The sequence below is a fragment of the Variovorax sp. Varisp46 genome, assembly GCF_059491885.1.
This window is the reverse complement of sequence record NZ_CP168515.1, coordinates 1,129,776-1,144,692: the sequence shown is the minus strand read 5'-3', so window position 1 is coordinate 1,144,692 and position 14,917 is coordinate 1,129,776. Positions and strand designations below refer to the sequence as shown.

The 14,917-nt window shown below is 64.0% G+C and carries 16 protein-coding genes and 1 tRNA gene; all 17 read right to left on the bottom strand.

Annotated elements, in window-relative coordinates; genetic code table 11:
• Position 1 precedes the first annotated feature (1 nt).
• The gene (nuoK, locus tag ACEN9N_RS05385; RefSeq protein ID WP_007837741.1) at positions 2 to 310 is read right to left on the bottom strand and encodes an NADH-quinone oxidoreductase subunit NuoK; all 309 of its coding nucleotides are present in this window, start codon (positions 308 to 310) and stop codon (positions 2 to 4) included.
• A complete protein-coding gene (locus tag ACEN9N_RS05380; RefSeq protein WP_007837742.1) occupies positions 307 to 960 on the bottom strand; it encodes an NADH-quinone oxidoreductase subunit J in 654 nt (217 codons plus the stop codon). The genes nuoK and ACEN9N_RS05380 overlap by 4 nt, the downstream gene beginning before the upstream one ends.
• 29 nt (positions 961 to 989) lie before the next feature.
• On the bottom strand, positions 990 to 1,535 hold the full coding sequence (nuoI, locus tag ACEN9N_RS05375) for an NADH-quinone oxidoreductase subunit NuoI (protein ID WP_007837743.1): 546 nt from the start codon (positions 1,533 to 1,535) through the stop codon (positions 990 to 992).
• A 17-nt stretch (positions 1,536 to 1,552) separates the two neighbouring features.
• The gene (gene nuoH / locus ACEN9N_RS05370) at positions 1,553 to 2,632 is read right to left on the bottom strand and encodes an NADH-quinone oxidoreductase subunit NuoH (RefSeq protein ID WP_007837745.1); all 1,080 of its coding nucleotides are present in this window, start codon (positions 2,630 to 2,632) and stop codon (positions 1,553 to 1,555) included.
• Positions 2,629 to 4,794: an NADH-quinone oxidoreductase subunit NuoG gene (gene nuoG, locus ACEN9N_RS05365; RefSeq protein ID WP_007837747.1), complete on the bottom strand. Its 2,166-nt coding sequence runs from the start codon at positions 4,792 to 4,794 to the stop codon at positions 2,629 to 2,631. Before nuoG ends, nuoH begins: the two co-directional genes overlap by 4 nt.
• A 20-nt stretch (positions 4,795 to 4,814) precedes the next feature.
• A complete protein-coding gene (gene nuoF, locus ACEN9N_RS05360; RefSeq protein ID WP_007837749.1) occupies positions 4,815 to 6,155 on the bottom strand; it encodes an NADH-quinone oxidoreductase subunit NuoF in 1,341 nt (446 codons plus the stop codon).
• Complete coding sequence (locus tag ACEN9N_RS05355; RefSeq protein ID WP_413312553.1) at positions 6,155 to 6,697, bottom strand: NADH-quinone oxidoreductase subunit NuoE family protein; 543 nt, start codon at positions 6,695 to 6,697, stop codon at positions 6,155 to 6,157. Before ACEN9N_RS05355 ends, nuoF begins: the two co-directional genes overlap by 1 nt.
• 10 nt (positions 6,698 to 6,707) lie before the next feature.
• The gene (locus ACEN9N_RS05350) at positions 6,708 to 7,961 is read right to left on the bottom strand and encodes an NADH-quinone oxidoreductase subunit D (RefSeq protein ID WP_413312554.1); all 1,254 of its coding nucleotides are present in this window, start codon (positions 7,959 to 7,961) and stop codon (positions 6,708 to 6,710) included.
• 1 nt (position 7,962) lies between these two features.
• Positions 7,963 to 8,574 carry an NADH-quinone oxidoreductase subunit C gene (locus tag ACEN9N_RS05345; RefSeq protein ID WP_007837755.1) on the bottom strand — a complete coding sequence of 204 codons (612 nt, stop codon included), beginning with the start codon at positions 8,572 to 8,574 and terminating at the stop codon, positions 7,963 to 7,965.
• Between the two features lie 13 nt (positions 8,575 to 8,587).
• Positions 8,588 to 9,067 (bottom strand): NuoB/complex I 20 kDa subunit family protein, encoded by a 480-nt coding sequence (locus ACEN9N_RS05340; protein WP_007837763.1) that lies wholly within the window; start codon positions 9,065 to 9,067, stop codon positions 8,588 to 8,590.
• 15 nt (positions 9,068 to 9,082) lie between these two features.
• The gene (locus ACEN9N_RS05335; protein WP_042674206.1) at positions 9,083 to 9,442 is read right to left on the bottom strand and encodes an NADH-quinone oxidoreductase subunit A; all 360 of its coding nucleotides are present in this window, start codon (positions 9,440 to 9,442) and stop codon (positions 9,083 to 9,085) included.
• A 67-nt stretch (positions 9,443 to 9,509) separates the two neighbouring features.
• Positions 9,510 to 9,594, bottom strand: a tRNA-Leu gene (locus ACEN9N_RS05330).
• Positions 9,595 to 9,714: 120 nt separating this feature from the next.
• On the bottom strand, positions 9,715 to 10,116 hold the full coding sequence (gene secG, locus ACEN9N_RS05325) for a preprotein translocase subunit SecG (protein ID WP_413312555.1): 402 nt from the start codon (positions 10,114 to 10,116) through the stop codon (positions 9,715 to 9,717).
• 36 nt (positions 10,117 to 10,152) lie between these two features.
• A complete protein-coding gene (gene tpiA / locus ACEN9N_RS05320) occupies positions 10,153 to 10,917 on the bottom strand; it encodes a triose-phosphate isomerase (protein WP_007837775.1) in 765 nt (254 codons plus the stop codon).
• Between the two features lie 13 nt (positions 10,918 to 10,930).
• Positions 10,931 to 11,929: an NAD(P)H-quinone oxidoreductase gene (locus tag ACEN9N_RS05315; protein ID WP_413312556.1), complete on the bottom strand. Its 999-nt coding sequence runs from the start codon at positions 11,927 to 11,929 to the stop codon at positions 10,931 to 10,933.
• Positions 11,930 to 12,018: 89 nt separating this feature from the next.
• Entirely contained in the window at positions 12,019 to 14,319 is a 2,301-nt protein-coding gene (gene pnp, locus ACEN9N_RS05310; RefSeq protein WP_495655517.1) for a polyribonucleotide nucleotidyltransferase, read from the bottom strand.
• Positions 14,320 to 14,524: 205 nt separating this feature from the next.
• On the bottom strand, positions 14,525 to 14,791 hold the full coding sequence (gene rpsO / locus ACEN9N_RS05305) for a 30S ribosomal protein S15 (RefSeq protein ID WP_007837783.1): 267 nt from the start codon (positions 14,789 to 14,791) through the stop codon (positions 14,525 to 14,527).
• Positions 14,792 to 14,917: the final 126 nt, after the last annotated feature.

The following is a 14,917-nucleotide window of genomic DNA, read 5'->3' as shown; positions in this document are numbered from 1 at the left end:
TTCAACCCTTGAGTGAGTTGAGTTCGTCGACGTTGATGTTCGACTTGTTGCGGAACAGCAGGACCAGCAGCGCCAGGCCGATGGCCGACTCGGCCGCGGCCACCGTCAGGATGAAAAACACGAAGATCTGGCCGTGCATGTCGCCCAGATAGTGCGAGAACGCCACAAAGTTCATGTTGACCGCGAGCAGCATCAGCTCAATGGCCATCAGCAGCACGATGAGGTTCTTGCGGTTCAGGAAGATGCCGATCACGGACAGCGCGAAGAGCATCGCGCCGAGCGAGAGGAAGTGTCCGAGCGTGAGCGTCATGCCTTGTTTTCCTTTGCAGCGTCCGCAACTTCGACCACAGGCTCCGCAGCACGCGTTGCCGGCATCTGCACGATGCGCACGCGGTCACGCGCCTTCACGCGGACCTGGTCGGCCGGATTGACGTACTTGCTGTCCTTGCGGGTGCGCAGCGTCAGTGCGATGGCCGCCACGATGGCCACCAGCAGGATGACCGCGGCGATTTCCAGCGGGTAGAGGTATTCGGAGTAAAGCAGCTTGCCGAGTTCGAGCGTATTGGAAGTGTTGGCACCCATCGCACCGGCAGCAGCGCGCGGTGCCTCGCCCAGGCGGAAGCCGCCCATGAGCACGGCCGCCATTTCGAGCGCGATGAGCGCGCCGACACCGGCGGCCAGCGGGAAGTGCTTCCAGAAGCCCTCCCGCAAGCTGTCGACGTTGATGTCCAGCATCATCACGACGAACAGGAACAGCACCATCACGGCGCCGACATACACCAGCACCAGAGAGATCGCGAGGAACTCGGCGCGCAGCAGCAGCCAGATGGCCGATGCCTGGAAGAAGGCCAGCACCAGATACAGCGCGGCATACACGGGATTGCGGGCGGTGATGACGCGGAACGCTGCGAACAGCAGCACCACGGCAAACAGATAGAACAGACCGGTCTTGACGTCCATGGAATTCGAATGGGTTCGGGCTGGTCGGATCAGCGGTACTTGGCGTCGGCCGCCTTGTTCGCTGCAATTTCTTTTTCGTAGCGGTCGCCCACGGCCAGCAGCATGTCCTTCGTGAAGTACAGGTCGCCGCGCTTTTCGCCGTGGTATTCGAAGATGTGCGTCTCGACGATCGAGTCGACCGGACAGCTTTCTTCGCAGAAGCCGCAGAAGATGCACTTGGTCAGGTCGATGTCGTAGCGCGTGGTGCGGCGCGAGCCGTCGTCGCGCACATCCGATTCGATGGTGATGGCCAGCGCCGGGCAGACGGCTTCGCAGAGCTTGCAGGCAATGCAGCGCTCTTCGCCGTTCTCATAGCGGCGCAGCGCGTGCAGGCCGCGGAAACGCGGCGACAGCGGCGTCTTCTCTTCGGGGAACTGCACCGTGATCTTGCGGGCGAAGGCGTACTTGCCGGTGATGGCCAGGCCCTTGAACAGTTCGAACAGCATGAAGCTGCTCAGGAAGTCCTTGAGCGAAAAAGGCGCAGACGCGAGCTTGGAAGGGCGCGCCAGCGCGCCGGCGGTGTGCGAAGCAGTCATGATGTTGGCGCTTCCTGTTATTTCCAGATGTTGAACGGCGTCTGCATCCAGCCACCGACCACGACCAGCCACACGAGAGTGACGGGAATGAAGATCTTCCAGCCCAGACGCATGATCTGGTCATAGCGGAAGCGCGGGAACGTCGAGCGCACCCACAGGAACATGGTGACCACGCAGAAGGTCTTGGCGCCCAGCCAGATCCAGCCGGGGATGAAGCTCAGGAACTCGAACGGCGGCAGCCATCCGCCCAGGAACAGCACGACGGTCAGGATCGAGACGAGCCACATGTTGGCGTACTCGGCCAGGAAGAACATCGCGAAGCTCATGCCCGAGTACTCGATCATGTGGCCGGCCACGATTTCAGACTCGCCTTCCACCACGTCGAACGGGTGGCGGTTGGTTTCGGCGAGGCCCGAGATGAAGTAGACGACGAAGATCGGCAGCAGCGGCAGCCAGTTCCATGACAGCAAGCCCACGCCCATGTTGGCGAACATGCCCTTGCCCTGGACGTTCACGATCTCGCTCATGTTCAGGCTGCCCGTGACCATCAGCACCACGACGAAACAGAAGCCCATCGCGATTTCGTAGCTCACCATCTGTGCCGAGGCGCGCAGCGCGCCCAGGAAGGCGTACTTCGAGTTCGAAGCCCAGCCGGCGATGATCACGCCGTACACCTCGAGCGAGGTGATGGCCATCACGAACAGCAGTCCGGCGTTGATGTTGGCCAGCGCCACGTCGGGACCGAAGGGAATCACGGCCCATGCGGCCAACGCCGGCATGATGGTCATGATCGGGCCCAGCAGGAACAGGCCCTTGTTGGCGACCGTCGGAAGAATGATTTCCTTGGTCATCAGCTTGAGCGCGTCGGCGATCGGCTGGAGCAGGCCCAGCGGTCCGATGCGGTTCGGGCCGATGCGGATCTGCGTGAAGCCGATGGCCTTGCGTTCCCACAGCGTGAGGTACGCCACGGCCAGCATCAGGGGGATCACCACGATGATGATCTTCAGCAGCGTCCAGACCACGGGCCAGACCACGCCGGTCCACCAGCCTGCGGCCACCAGGCCCTGGCCGAAGCCGTGAATGGTGTCGACGATCATGCCAGTGCCTCCTCGGCACGCGCCGGTGCGGTCGACGACGCGTTGCGCGCGTCGGCGGTCAGTTGCAGCGACGGCGCACGGCGCACGATCGAGTCGAGCTGGTAGATGCTCGCGACCACGGGTGCGGCAGCTGCCCCGCCGGAGGCGACGGCCTTCGCGGACGTGGCGTTGCTCAGCGCATTCGCCGGCACCGAGCCCTTGTCACCGATGGTGGCCAGCACCTCGGCGGTTGATTCGAACGCGAAGCCCGGCAGGCCCAGCAGGTTGGCCAGCACACGCAGCACCTTCCATGCCGGACGCGTTTCGCCTTGCGGCTTCACGACGGCATGGAATCCTTGCAGGCGGCCTTCGGCATTGACGAAGGTGCCCGGAGTCTCGGTGAACGGCGCGATGGGCAACAGCACGTCGCTGAACTCGAGGTTGGCCTTGAAGGGGCTCAGCGTGACGACCATCTGCGCATTGCCGATGACATCGGCGGCGGCGGCGCCAGCGGCCGAATCGAACACCGGCTCGGTGTTCAGCAGCAGCATGGCCTTCAGGCCGGAGCCTGCGGCGAGCATGCGGCCGGCATCGAGGCCGCCGTTCTTCGGGAACGCGCCGACGATCTGCGCGCCCACGGTGTTGGCGGCTTCGGTCAGGTAGCCGACGGTGGCGCCGGTTTGCGCGCCGATCCAGTTCGCCAGGGCCAGCAAGCTGCTGGCTTGGGCGTGATGGGCGGCGGCGTTGCCGAGCAGGATAGCCTTGCGTTCGCCACTCAGCAGCGAGGCTGCGATGGCCTTGGCGGCGGCATCCGGTGCGTTCTTCGGTGCCAGTGGCGCGGCTGCGCCGTTGGTTTCACCGACCGCAGCGGCCACGGCGGCCAGCGCTTCGACCCACTGGTCGGCTTCGACGATGGACGATTGCGCCACGTCGATGGCCCAGGCGTCGCGGGCGGCCATCAGGCTCGCCGAGGTGATCACCGACAGTGCGGCGCCCTTGCGCACGGCCTGGCGGATGCGCTGCGCGAACAGCGGGTGTTCCTTGCGCAGGTTCGAGCCGACGACGAGCGCGCGCTGCACTTGCGTGAGCGATGCGATCGAGGTGCCGAGCCAGCGCACGCCCTCGAATGCCGTGAATTCGGCGTTGCGCAGGCGGTAGTCGATGTTGTCGCTGCCCAGTTCACGCGTGAGCATGGCGGCGAGCTGCAGCTCTTCGAGCGTGCTGTGCGGGCTGACCAGCGTGCCGATGCTTTGCGCGCCGTGGTCGGCCTTGATCTGCTTGAGGCCGTTGGCGACGTACTCGAGCGCCGTCTGCCAGTCGACCTGCTGCCATTGGCCGCCCTGCTTCAGCATGGGCTGCGTCAGGCGCTCGGGGCCGTTGAGCGCTTCGTACGAGAAGCGGTCGCGGTCGGCGATCCAGCATTCGTTGACGTCTTCATTCTCGAGCGGCACCACGCGCATCACGCGGTTGTTCTTGACCTGGACGATCAGGTTGGCACCGGTGGAATCGTGGGGGCTCACCGACTTGCGGCGCGACAGCTCCCAGGTGCGGGCGCTGTAGCGGAACGGCTTGCTCGTGAGCGCGCCGACCGGGCAGATGTCGATCATGTTGCCCGACAGTTCGGAGTCGACCGAGTCGCCGAGGAAAGTTTCGATTTCGGAGTGCTCGCCGCGGTGCGACATGCCGAGCTCCATCACGCCGGCCACTTCCTGGCCGAAACGGACGCAGCGCGTGCAGTGGATGCAGCGGCTCATCTCCTCCATGCTGATCAGCGGGCCGACGTCCTTGTGGAACACGACGCGCTTTTCTTCCTCGTAGCGCGAGGAAGAACCGCCGTAGCCCACGGCCAGGTCCTGCAGCTGGCATTCGCCGCCCTGGTCGCAGATCGGGCAGTCCAGCGGGTGGTTGATCAGGAGGAACTCCATGACCGACTGCTGCGCCTTGATGGCCTTTTCGCTCTTGGTTCGAACGATCATGCCCTGCGTCACGGGCGTGGCGCAGGCCGGCATCGGCTTGGGCGCTTTTTCCACGTCGACCAGACACATGCGGCAGTTGGCCGCGATGCTGAGTTTCTTGTGATAGCAGAAGTGCGGGATGTACGTGCCCGCCTTGTCGGCCGCATGCATCACCATGCTGCCTTCGGTCACTTCGACCTTCTTGCCGTCGAGTTCGATTTCGATCATGAGTATGTTTCTTCTCGCGCTCAGGCCTTGACGGGCGCCGTCGGGACGTGGCCCGGAATCAGGGCTTCGAACTCGTGACGGAAGTGCTTGATCATGGCGCGCACGGGCATTGCCGCCGCATCGCCGAGCGCACAGATGGTGCGGCCCATGATGTCCCCGGCAACGGAGTCCAGCAGTTGCATGTCGCTGGGCTTGCCCTTCCCGTTGTGGATGCGGTCCACCACACGGTAGAGCCAGCCGGTGCCTTCACGGCACGGCGTGCACTGGCCACAGGACTCGTGCATGTAGAAGTACGAGAGGCGCTTGAGCGACTCGACCATCGAGCGGCTGTCGTCCATGACGATCACCGCGCCCGAGCCCAGCATGGAGCCGGCCTTGGCGATGGAGTCGTAGTCCATGGTACAGGCCATCATGATGTCGGCCGGCAGCACTGGCGACGACGAGCCACCGGGGATCACCGCCTTGAGCGTGCGGCCCTTGCGCACGCCGCCGGCCAGTTCGAGCAGCTTGGAGAACGGCGTGCCCATGGGCACTTCGTAGTTGCCGGGCAGCTCGACGTCGCCGCTCACCGAGTAGATTTTGGTGCCGCCGTTGTTCGGCTTGCCGCATTCGAGGTAGGCCGGACCGCCGTTGTTGATGATCCAGGGCACCGCCGCGAAGGTCTCGGTGTTGTTGATGGTGGTCGGCTTGCCGTAGAGGCCGAAGCTCGCCGGGAACGGCGGCTTGAAGCGCGGCTGGCCCTTCTTGCCTTCGAGCGATTCGAGCAGCGCGGTTTCCTCGCCGCAGATGTAGGCGCCGAAACCGTGGGCGGCGTGCAACTGGAAGTTGTACGTGCTGCCCATGATCTTGTCGCCGAGGTAGCCGGCGGCGCGCGCTTCTTCGAGGGCTTCCTCGAAGCGGTCGTAGCTCTGGAAGATCTCGCCGTGGATGTAGTTGTAGCCGACGCTGATGCCCATTGCATACGCGGCGATGGCCATGCCTTCGATCACGATGTGCGGGTTGAACTGCAGGATGTCGCGGTCCTTGCAGGTACCGGGCTCGCCTTCGTCCGAATTGCAGACGAGATACTTCTGGCCGGGAAACTGGCGGGGCATGAAGCTCCACTTCAGGCCGGTCGGGAAACCCGCGCCGCCACGGCCGCGCAGGCCCGAGGCCTTCACCTCGGCGATCACCTGGTCGGGCGTGAGGCCCTCGGTGAGGATCTTGCGCAGCGCCTTGTAGCCGCCGCGCGCCTCGTAGTCGGCCAGCCGCCAGTTGGTGCCATTCAGGCCGGCATAGATCTGCGGCTCGATGTGGCGGTCATGGAAACAGGTCTGGACGCCCGTGGCCTGGAACTGCTGGAGTACTTGCTCGGGCGACATCAGGCGGCCTCCCCTTTGACGGAGCCACGCAGGCCCTCGATGAGCTGGTCGAGCTTCTCATTGCTCATGAAGCTGCACATGGTGCGGTCGTTGACCAGCATCACGGGCGAATCGGCACAAGCGCCCAGGCATTCGCTCTGCTGCAGGGTGAACAGGCCGTCGGCCGTGGTCTCGCCCATCTTGATGCCGAGCTTCTTCTCGAGGTGCACGAGGGCCGTGACGCCGTCACGCAGCTGGCAAGGCAGGTTGGTGCACACGTTGAGCTTGAACTTGCCCACCGGATGCTGGTTGTACATGTTGTAGAAGGTCGTCACTTCATGCACGGCGATGGGCGCCATGCCGAGGTATTCGGCAATCTCGCGCTCGCGCTGCAGGCTGACGTAGCCCTCGTCCTGCTGGACGATGGCGAGGCAGGCCATCACGGCGGATTGCTTGCCCGCTTCGGGGTACTTGGCGACCTCGCGCGCAAAGCGCTCGAGGATCTCGGCCTTCAACGGGGCCGAAGGGGCCGCGTCATGGTGATGGGTTGAGGAAGTCGTCATTCGCTCTTTCTCACCTGTCGATTTCACCGAACACGATGTCCATCGTGCCGATCACCGCGACAGCGTCGGCGATCATGTGACCGCGCGACATTTCGTCGAGGGCGGCGAGGTGCGGGAAACCAGGGGCGCGGATCTTCAGGCGGTACGGCTTGTTGGCGCCGTCGCTCACGAGATAGATGCCGAACTCGCCCTTCGGATGCTCGACGGCGGCATACGCTTCGCCTTCGGGCACATGGAAGCCTTCGGTGAAGAGCTTGAAATGGTGGATCAGCTCCTCCATGTTCGCCTTCATCGATTCACGCGCGGGCGCGGCGACCTTGTGGTTGTCGGTGATAACCGGGCCGGGGTTGGCGCGCAGCCATGCCGAGCACTGCTGGATGATCTTGTTGGCTTGGCGCATTTCTTCCACGCGCACGAGGTAGCGGTCGTAGCAGTCGCCAGTCTTGCCCACGGGCACGTCGAACTGCATCTGGCCGTAGACGTCGTAGGGCTGCTTCTTGCGCAGATCCCATTCGACGCCCGAGCCACGCAGCATCGGGCCGGTGAAGCCGAGGTTCAGCGCGCGCTCCGGCGTGACCACGCCGATGCCCACGGTGCGCTGCTTCCAGATGCGGTTGTCGGTGAGCAGCGTCTCGTACTCGTCGACCATCTTCGGGAAGCGCGCGCAGAAGGCGTCGATGAAGTCGAGCAGCGACCCTTGGCGATCTTCATTCAGGCGCTCGATGGCCTTCGCGTTCTTGATCTTGCTGACCTTGTACTGCGGCATCGCGTCCGGCAGGTCGCGATAGACGCCACCCGGACGGAAGTACGCCGCATGCATGCGCGCGCCGGACACGGCCTCGTACATGTCGAACAGGTCTTCACGCTCGCGGAAGCAGTAGATGAGCATGTTCATCGCACCACAGTCGAGACCGTGCGCGCCGAGCCACAGCAGGTGGTTCAGCAGGCGGGTGATCTCGGCGAACATCACGCGGATGTACTGCGCACGGATCGGCACCTCGAGGCCCATCATCCGTTCGATGGCCAGGCAGTAGGCGTGCTCGTTGGACATCATCGACACGTAGTCGAGGCGGTCCATGTAAGGCAGCGACTGGATGAAGGTGCGCGACTCGGCGAGCTTCTCGGTGGCGCGGTGAAGCAGGCCGATGTGGGGGTCGGCGCGCTGGATCACTTCGCCGTCGAGCTCGAGCACCAGGCGCAGCACGCCGTGCGCGGCCGGATGCTGGGGGCCGAAGTTGAGGGTGTAGTTCTTGATTTCGGCCATATCAGTGCAAACCGCCGCCGTAGTTGTCTTCGCGGATCACGCGCGGCGTGATTTCCCGCGGCTCGATCGATACCGGCTGGTAGACCACGCGCTTCTGTTCTTCGTCGTAACGCATCTCGACGTGACCCGACACCGGGAAGTCCTTGCGGAACGGGTGGCCGATGAAGCCGTAGTCGGTCAGGATGCGGCGCAGGTCGTCGTGGCCATCGAACACGATGCCGTACAGGTCGAAGGCTTCGCGCTCGAACCAGGTGGCGGCGCTCCAGACGGGCTGGAGCGAATCGACCACGGGCAGGTCTTCGCTCGGCGCAAACACCTTGAGGCGCACGCGCTGATTGAGGCTCACCGACAGCAGGTGCGTGACGACGCCGTAACGCTCGCCCTGCCACTCGCCCTCGCGGTAGTCGGAATAGTCCATGCCGCAAAGGTCGATCAATTGCTCGAAGCGGCAGCCGGGCGCGTCGCGCAGCAGCAAGGCGGCTTCGATGTAGTCGGCGGCACCAACCACCACGGTCACCTCTTCCAAGGCAAGCGTCACGCTCCTGGCCTTGGCGCCAAGCGTCTCGGCAATGGTGGCGCGCAGCACCTCCGGCGAAATTGCAAAGTCAGTCATCGTCGGCAATCTCTCAGGCGCGGGCAATGGTGTTGGTGCGGCGAATCTTCTGCTGCAACTGGATCACGCCGTAGAGCAATGCTTCGGCGGTGGGCGGGCAACCCGGAACGTACACATCGACGGGCACGATGCGGTCGCAGCCGCGCACGACCGAATAGCTGTAGTGGTAGTAGCCACCGCCATTCGCGCACGAACCCATCGACAGCACCCAGCGCGGCTCGGGCATCTGGTCATAGACCTTGCGCAGGGCCGGCGCCATCTTGTTGCACAGCGTGCCCGCCACGATCATCAGATCGGACTGGCGCGGGCTCGGACGAAACAGCATGCCGAAACGGTCGATGTCGTAGCGGGCAGCGCCCGCGTGCATCATTTCGACCGCACAGCATGCGAGGCCGAATGTCATCGGCCAGAGAGATCCGGTCTTCGCCCAGTTCACCACAGAGTCGTAGGTGGTGGTGACGAAACCTTCTTTGAGAACGCCTTCAATGGCCATCGTGTGCTTTCCTTGTCATTCCCAGTCGAGCGCGCCTTTTTTCCACTCGTAGGCGAAGCCCACGACGAGGATGGCGAGAAAGATCATCATGGCCCAGAAGCCAATAGCGCCAATCTCCTTGAGCGCGATGGCCCAGGGGAAGAGAAAGGCAATTTCGAGATCGAACAGGATGAAGAGAATCGCGACGAGGTAGTAGCGCACATCGAACTTCATGCGCGCGTCCTCGAAGGCCTCGAAGCCACACTCGTAGGGAGCATTCTTCGCGGCGTCCGGCCGATTGGGGCCGAGGATGTATCCGATGACCTGAGGGGCGACGCCTACGCCGACTCCGACCAGAATGAACAAAAGGACGGGGAGGTAGGAGTCGAGATTCATCGAGAGTTTTTCACCGCTTGCCACCGGCAAGAAGAACCCCTGGATGAGGTTTTCTGCCGATGAGATTTGGTGCGGTCGGCGAGACTCGAACTCGCACAGCTTTCGCCACTACCCCCTCAAGATAGCGTGTCTACCAATTTCACCACGACCGCGGTTTTTTGCTGTTCGGATGGCATGAGGTACCTGCAAGAGGCATTTGGCTTTCCGAACAGATTTAGAGTTTACCCTGAAATGAAGCCATTTCTCACGGGCAACTCATGAAAACGAGTTGATTACTTGCCGGGGATCTGGCCCGCACCCGAAACCGGGGCTACAGGAGCCGAAGCGGGGGCGCTGGGAGCTGCCGCGCCAGGAATTTCACCAGCCGCGCCGGAAGCCGGCGCAGCAGGTGCACCCACCGCGGCGCGCTCCAGAAGACTGCCGCCGCCTGCGGGACGTGCATGGCTGAAATAGGCCAGCAGCAGCGTGCAGGCGAAGAACACGGCAGCAAGCACGGCCGTTGTGCGCGAGAGAAAGTTGGCACTGCCGCTGGCGCCGAACAGGCTGCCGGCGCTGCCGCTGCCGAAGGCTGCGCCCATGTCGGCGCCCTTGCCATGCTGGACCAGGATCAGGCCGATCATTGCGAGGGCTGCCAGCATCTGCACGCCGACCAGAAGGTTGAGGACCACGTTCATTCGTTCTTACTCCTAATTGATACAGCCGTTGCGCATTCAGCGCGCAGCGGCAGAAATGATCTGCAGAAAATCGGGCGCCTTGAGCGACGCGCCACCGATAAGGCCGCCGTCGATGTCGGCCTGCGCCAGCAGTTCGGCGGCATTGGCCGCATTCATGCTGCCGCCATAAAGAATCTGGATGCCCGCTGCATGCTCGCTCGCCGCGTGATGCAGTTGCGCGCGCAGCACGGCATGCACCGCTTGCGCCTGCTCCGGCGTGGCCGTCTTGCCGGTGCCGATGGCCCAGACGGGCTCATACGCCACGACGATCTCGCTGATGCAATGGCCGTTCACGTGAATCACTGCAGCCAGCTGGCGCTTGACGACCTCTTCGGTCTGCCCTGCTTCGCGCTGCGCCAGCGTTTCGCCGACACAGACGATCGGCGTGATGCCATTGGCCAATGCCGCAGCGGTTTTCGCCGCCACGGCCTCATCGGTCTCGCCATGGTATTGCCGGCGCTCCGAGTGACCGACGATCGCATAGCGCACGCCGAAATCCTTCAGCATCGCCGCCGATTGCTCGCCGGTGAATGCACCTTGCGGATGCGCCGAGATGTCCTGCGCACCGAGCGCCAGTGCCGGCGAGCCCGCCAGCAGCGATTGCAGCTGGGCGAAGTACGGCGCGGGCGCGCACAGCGCCACGTCGCACGCGGCCGGGCTTGCGGCCAGGCCTTGCTGCAAGGCTTTCACCAGCGCCTCGTTGGCAGCGAGGCTGCCGTTCATCTTCCAGTTGCCGGCGATCAGCTTCTTCTTGGTTGTCATCGCGTTCTTCCCGTCACCATGTCAGCACGATCTTGCCGATGTGCTGGTTCGATTCCATCAGCGCATGAGCCTGGGCTGCGCCGCTAGGCTCGCCCGCTGCTGCAAAGGTGCTGTGGATCACGGGCTTGATGGCACCGCTTTCCAGCAGCGGCCACACCTTTTCGCGCAGGGCCTTGGCAATGGCGCCCTTGAAGGCCACCGGCCGAGGCCGCAGCGTCGAGCCGGTGATCGTGAGGCGCCTGCGCAGCACGAGGCCCGCATTGATCTGGCTCTTCACGCCGCCCTGCACCGCGATGATCACGAGCCGGCCGTCTTCGGCCAGGCACTCGATCTCGCGCGCCACGTAGTCGCCTGCGACCATGTCGAGGATCACGTCCACACCCTTGCCGCCGGTGAGCTTCTTCGCCTCTTCGACGAAATCGCTCGTGCGGTAGTTGATGGCGTGGTCGGCCCCCAGCTTCTTGCAGGCTTCGCACTTGTCGTCGCTGCCGGCCGTGACGATCACCGTCGCACCCAGCGCCTTGGCGATCTGGATCGCCGTGACGCCGATGCCGCTCGAGCCGCCCTGGATCAGCAGCGTCTCGCCTTTTTGCAGACGGCCGCGTTCGAACACATTGCTCCACACGGTGAAGAAGGTTTCGGGCAGCGAGGCCGCATCGACATCGCTCCAACCCTTCGGCACCGGCAGGCATTGCGCCACGGGCGCCACGCACAGCTGCGCATAGCCACCGCCAGCGATCAACGCACAGACACGATCACCAACCTTGAACCCCGCCTCGGCCAGCGCCGCGGCATCGCCAGAGACGATCTCGCCGGCCACCTCGAGGCCCGGCAGATCGGATGCACCCGGCGGCACCGGATAGTGGCCCATCCGCTGCAGCACGTCGGGCCGGTTGACACCACTGGCCGCAACGCGAATCAGCAGCTCGCCCACACCCGCCACCGGATCGGGACGATCGGCCACGCGCAGCACCTCAGGGGCGCCGTACGAAGTGATTTCAATGGCTTTCATGGTCTTTCGGCCTCCAACGCCCGCAGATGGGGCGAAGCTTGACGTTCAAAAGATTGCAACGGCGGCAGTGAACCGCCGTTGCGCCCTTCTTACTCCTGAGGCTCGCGCGGGGCCTGCGACTGCTCGCCGGCCGGAGCCTGCTGCTGGTCGTTGAAGCGCGGTGCGCGCTCGCCACGATCGCCGCCGCGGTCACCGCCACGGTCGCCACGGTCCGAACGCTCGCGGCGGTCGCCGCCGCGGTCGCCGCGATCACCACGGTCTTCACGCGGCGGGCGCTCGCCGTATTCCATACCGGCCGGACGCTCGGTCAGGGCCTTCATGGACAGCTTGACGCGGCCCTTTTCGTCGGTTTCCAGAACCTTGACCTTCACGATCTGGCCTTCGCTCAGGTAGTCGGTCACCTTCTCGACGCGCTCGTGCGCGATCTGGCTGATGTGCAGCAGGCCGTCCTTGCCGGGCAGCAGGTTGATGAGCGCACCGAAGTCCAGGATCTTGGTGACCGGGCCTTCGTAGACCTTGCCGATTTCGACTTCGGCCGTGATCTGCTCGATGCGCTTCTTGGCCAGTTCGGCCTTTTCCGGGTCGGTCGAGGCGATGGTGATGGTGCCGTCTTCGTCGATGTTGATCGTCGTGCCGGTTTCTTCCTGCAGGCCGCGGATGACCGAACCGCCCTTGCCGATCACGTCGCGGATCTTCTCGGGGTTGATCTTCAGCGTGGTCAGGCGCGGGGCGAAGCTGGAGACTTCGGCCTTGGCCTCGCCCATCGCTTCCTGCATCTTGCCCAGGATGTGCATGCGCGCTTCCTTGGCTTGCGCCAAGGCGACCTGCATGATTTCCTTGGTGATGCCCTGGATCTTGATGTCCATCTGCAGCGCGGTGATGCCGTTGGTGGTGCCCGCAACCTTGAAGTCCATGTCGCCCAGGTGATCTTCGTCGCCCAGGATGTCGGTCAGCACCGCGAAGCGGTTGTCTTCCTTGATCAGGCCCATGGCGATACCGGCCACGTGCGCCTTCATGGGCACGCCGGCGTCCATCATCGACAGGCAGCCGCCGCAGACCGAAGCCATCGACGAGGAGCCGTTCGACTCGGTGATTTCCGACACCACGCGAACCGTGTACGGGAATTCTTCCTTGGTCGGCAGCACGGCGACGAGCGCGCGCTTGGCGAGGCGGCCGTGGCCGATTTCGCGGCGCTTGGTCGAGCCCATGCGGCCCACTTCGCCGGTGGCGAAGGGAGGCATGTTGTAGTGGAACAGGAAGCGGTCTTCGTACTCGCCGGCCAGCGCGTCGATGCGCTGTGCATCGCGTTCGGTGCCGAGCGTGGTGATGACCAGCGCCTGGGTTTCACCGCGCGTGAACAGGGCCGAACCGTGGGTGCGCGGCAGCACGGAGTTGCGGATCTCGATGGGGCGCACGGTGCGCGTGTCGCGGCCGTCGATGCGGGGTTCGCCCGACAGGATCTGGCTGCGCACGATCTTCGATTCGATGGCGAACAGCAGGTCGTTGACCTTGCCGGCGTCGAAGGGCTCGCCGCCTTCCTTCAGCGTGTTCATCACGCTGGCATTGGCTTCGCGCAGGGCCTGCGTGCGGGCTTGCTTGCTGCGGATCTGGTAGACCGCGCGCAGCTTTTCTTCGGCCAGGCCCTTGACCTTGGCGACGAAGGCTTCGTCTTCGGCGGGCGCCTGCCAGTCCCACACCGGCTTGCCGGCGTCGCGCACGAGGTCATGGATCGCGTTGATGGCGATGTTGGCTTGTTCATGGCCGAACACCACGCCACCCAGCATGACTTCTTCGCTGAGCTGCTGCGCTTCGGACTCGACCATGAGCACGGCGGCTTGCGTGCCGGCGACGACCAGGTCCATCTGCGAATCCTTGCGGGCGGTCTGGCCCGGATTCAGCACGTACTGGCCGTTGATGTAGCCCACGCGGGCGGCGCCGATCGGGCCGCTGAACGGAATGCCGGAGATGGCGAGCGCTGCGCTCACGCCGATCATGGCGGCGATGTCGGCGTCGACTTCAGGGTTCAGCGACACGGTGTGGATGACCACGTGCACTTCGTTCAGGAAGCCTTCGGGGAACAGCGGGCGGATCGGACGGTCGATCAGGCGGCTGGTCAGCGTTTCATGTTCGCTGGGCTTGGCTTCGCGCTTGAAGAAGCTGCCGGGGATCTTGCCCGCGGCGTAGGTCTTCTCGATGTAGTCGACGGTCAGCGGGAAGAAATCCTGGCCGGGCTTGGCCGACTTGGAGGCGACCACGGTCGCCAGGATCACGGTGCCGTCGATGTCGACCAGCACGGCGCCATTGGCCTGGCGGGCGACTTCGCCCGTTTCCATGACGACGGTCTTGTCGCCCCATTGGAAGGACTTGGTGACTTTGTTGAAGAGGCTCATGTTTGCTCCTGTTTTAGTAGCGAACCACTCAGGGTTCGCAAGGGGCGGAGGCTGTCTCAGAACACGATGCCATTCCAGCGAAGCTCGGAGGGAACTTCATTGGAATGACACAGCTTCGCTCTGTTTGGCACTCCGAAAGTGGATCGCGAAGTAAAAAACGCCTGAGCTAGCGGACTAACCCAGGCGTTTTTTCATGCGATTCGATTTACTTGCGCAGACCCAGCTTGGCGATCAGCGCGGTGTAGCGGTCGGCGTCCTTGGACTTGAGGTAGTCGAGGAGCTTGCGGCGGCGGCTCACCATGCGCAGCAGGCCGCGACGGCCGTGGTGGTCCTTGGCGTGCGTCTTGAAGTGGGGGGTGAGCTCGTTGATGCGGGCGGTCAGCAGTGCGACTTGCACTTCGGGGCTGCCGGTGTCGTTGGCGGCGCGGGCGTTGTCCTTGACGACTTCGGCCTTGATGGAGGCTGCGATCATGATGATTTCCTTGATTCCTAGGTGTTTGACTTGCGGTGAGCGCTGGAACTGCCCTCACCGTGCGCCTTGCGGCATGCAAAGCCTTGGAATTATAGCTCGCCCCCAGGCTGCGCGCACTTCGTGTCG

Excerpts from the sequence above, each read along its gene's own strand:
- nuoI (WP_007837743.1), bottom strand. The coding sequence starts at position 1,535 with ATGACTGCTTCGCACACCGCCGGCGCGCTGGCGCGCCCTTCCAAGCTC.
- secG (WP_413312555.1), bottom strand. The coding sequence starts at position 10,116 with ATGAACGTGGTCCTCAACCTTCTGGTCGGCGTGCAGATGCTGGCAGCC.
- pnp (WP_495655517.1), bottom strand. The coding sequence starts at position 14,319 with ATGAGCCTCTTCAACAAAGTCACCAAGTCCTTCCAATGGGGCGACAAG.
- ACEN9N_RS05340 (WP_007837763.1), bottom strand. The coding sequence starts at position 9,067 with ATGGCCATTGAAGGCGTTCTCAAAGAAGGTTTCGTCACCACCACCTAC.
- nuoG (WP_007837747.1), bottom strand. The coding sequence starts at position 4,794 with ATGATCGAAATCGAACTCGACGGCAAGAAGGTCGAAGTGACCGAAGGC.
- ACEN9N_RS05380 (WP_007837742.1), bottom strand. The coding sequence starts at position 960 with ATGGACGTCAAGACCGGTCTGTTCTATCTGTTTGCCGTGGTGCTGCTG.
- ACEN9N_RS05350 (WP_413312554.1), bottom strand. The coding sequence starts at position 7,961 with ATGGCCGAAATCAAGAACTACACCCTCAACTTCGGCCCCCAGCATCCG.
- nuoF (WP_007837749.1), bottom strand. The coding sequence starts at position 6,155 with ATGTCGCCCGAGCAAGTACTCCAGCAGTTCCAGGCCACGGGCGTCCAG.
- rpsO (WP_007837783.1), bottom strand. The coding sequence starts at position 14,791 with ATGATCGCAGCCTCCATCAAGGCCGAAGTCGTCAAGGACAACGCCCGC.
- tpiA (WP_007837775.1), bottom strand. The coding sequence starts at position 10,917 with ATGACAACCAAGAAGAAGCTGATCGCCGGCAACTGGAAGATGAACGGC.
- ACEN9N_RS05315 (WP_413312556.1), bottom strand. The coding sequence starts at position 11,929 with ATGAAAGCCATTGAAATCACTTCGTACGGCGCCCCTGAGGTGCTGCGC.
- ACEN9N_RS05355 (WP_413312553.1), bottom strand. The coding sequence starts at position 6,697 with ATGACGACTTCCTCAACCCATCACCATGACGCGGCCCCTTCGGCCCCG.
- nuoK (WP_007837741.1), bottom strand. The coding sequence starts at position 310 with ATGACGCTCACGCTCGGACACTTCCTCTCGCTCGGCGCGATGCTCTTC.
- nuoH (WP_007837745.1), bottom strand. The coding sequence starts at position 2,632 with ATGATCGTCGACACCATTCACGGCTTCGGCCAGGGCCTGGTGGCCGCA.
- ACEN9N_RS05335 (WP_042674206.1), bottom strand. The coding sequence starts at position 9,442 with ATGAATCTCGACTCCTACCTCCCCGTCCTTTTGTTCATTCTGGTCGGA.
- ACEN9N_RS05345 (WP_007837755.1), bottom strand. The coding sequence starts at position 8,574 with ATGACTGACTTTGCAATTTCGCCGGAGGTGCTGCGCGCCACCATTGCC.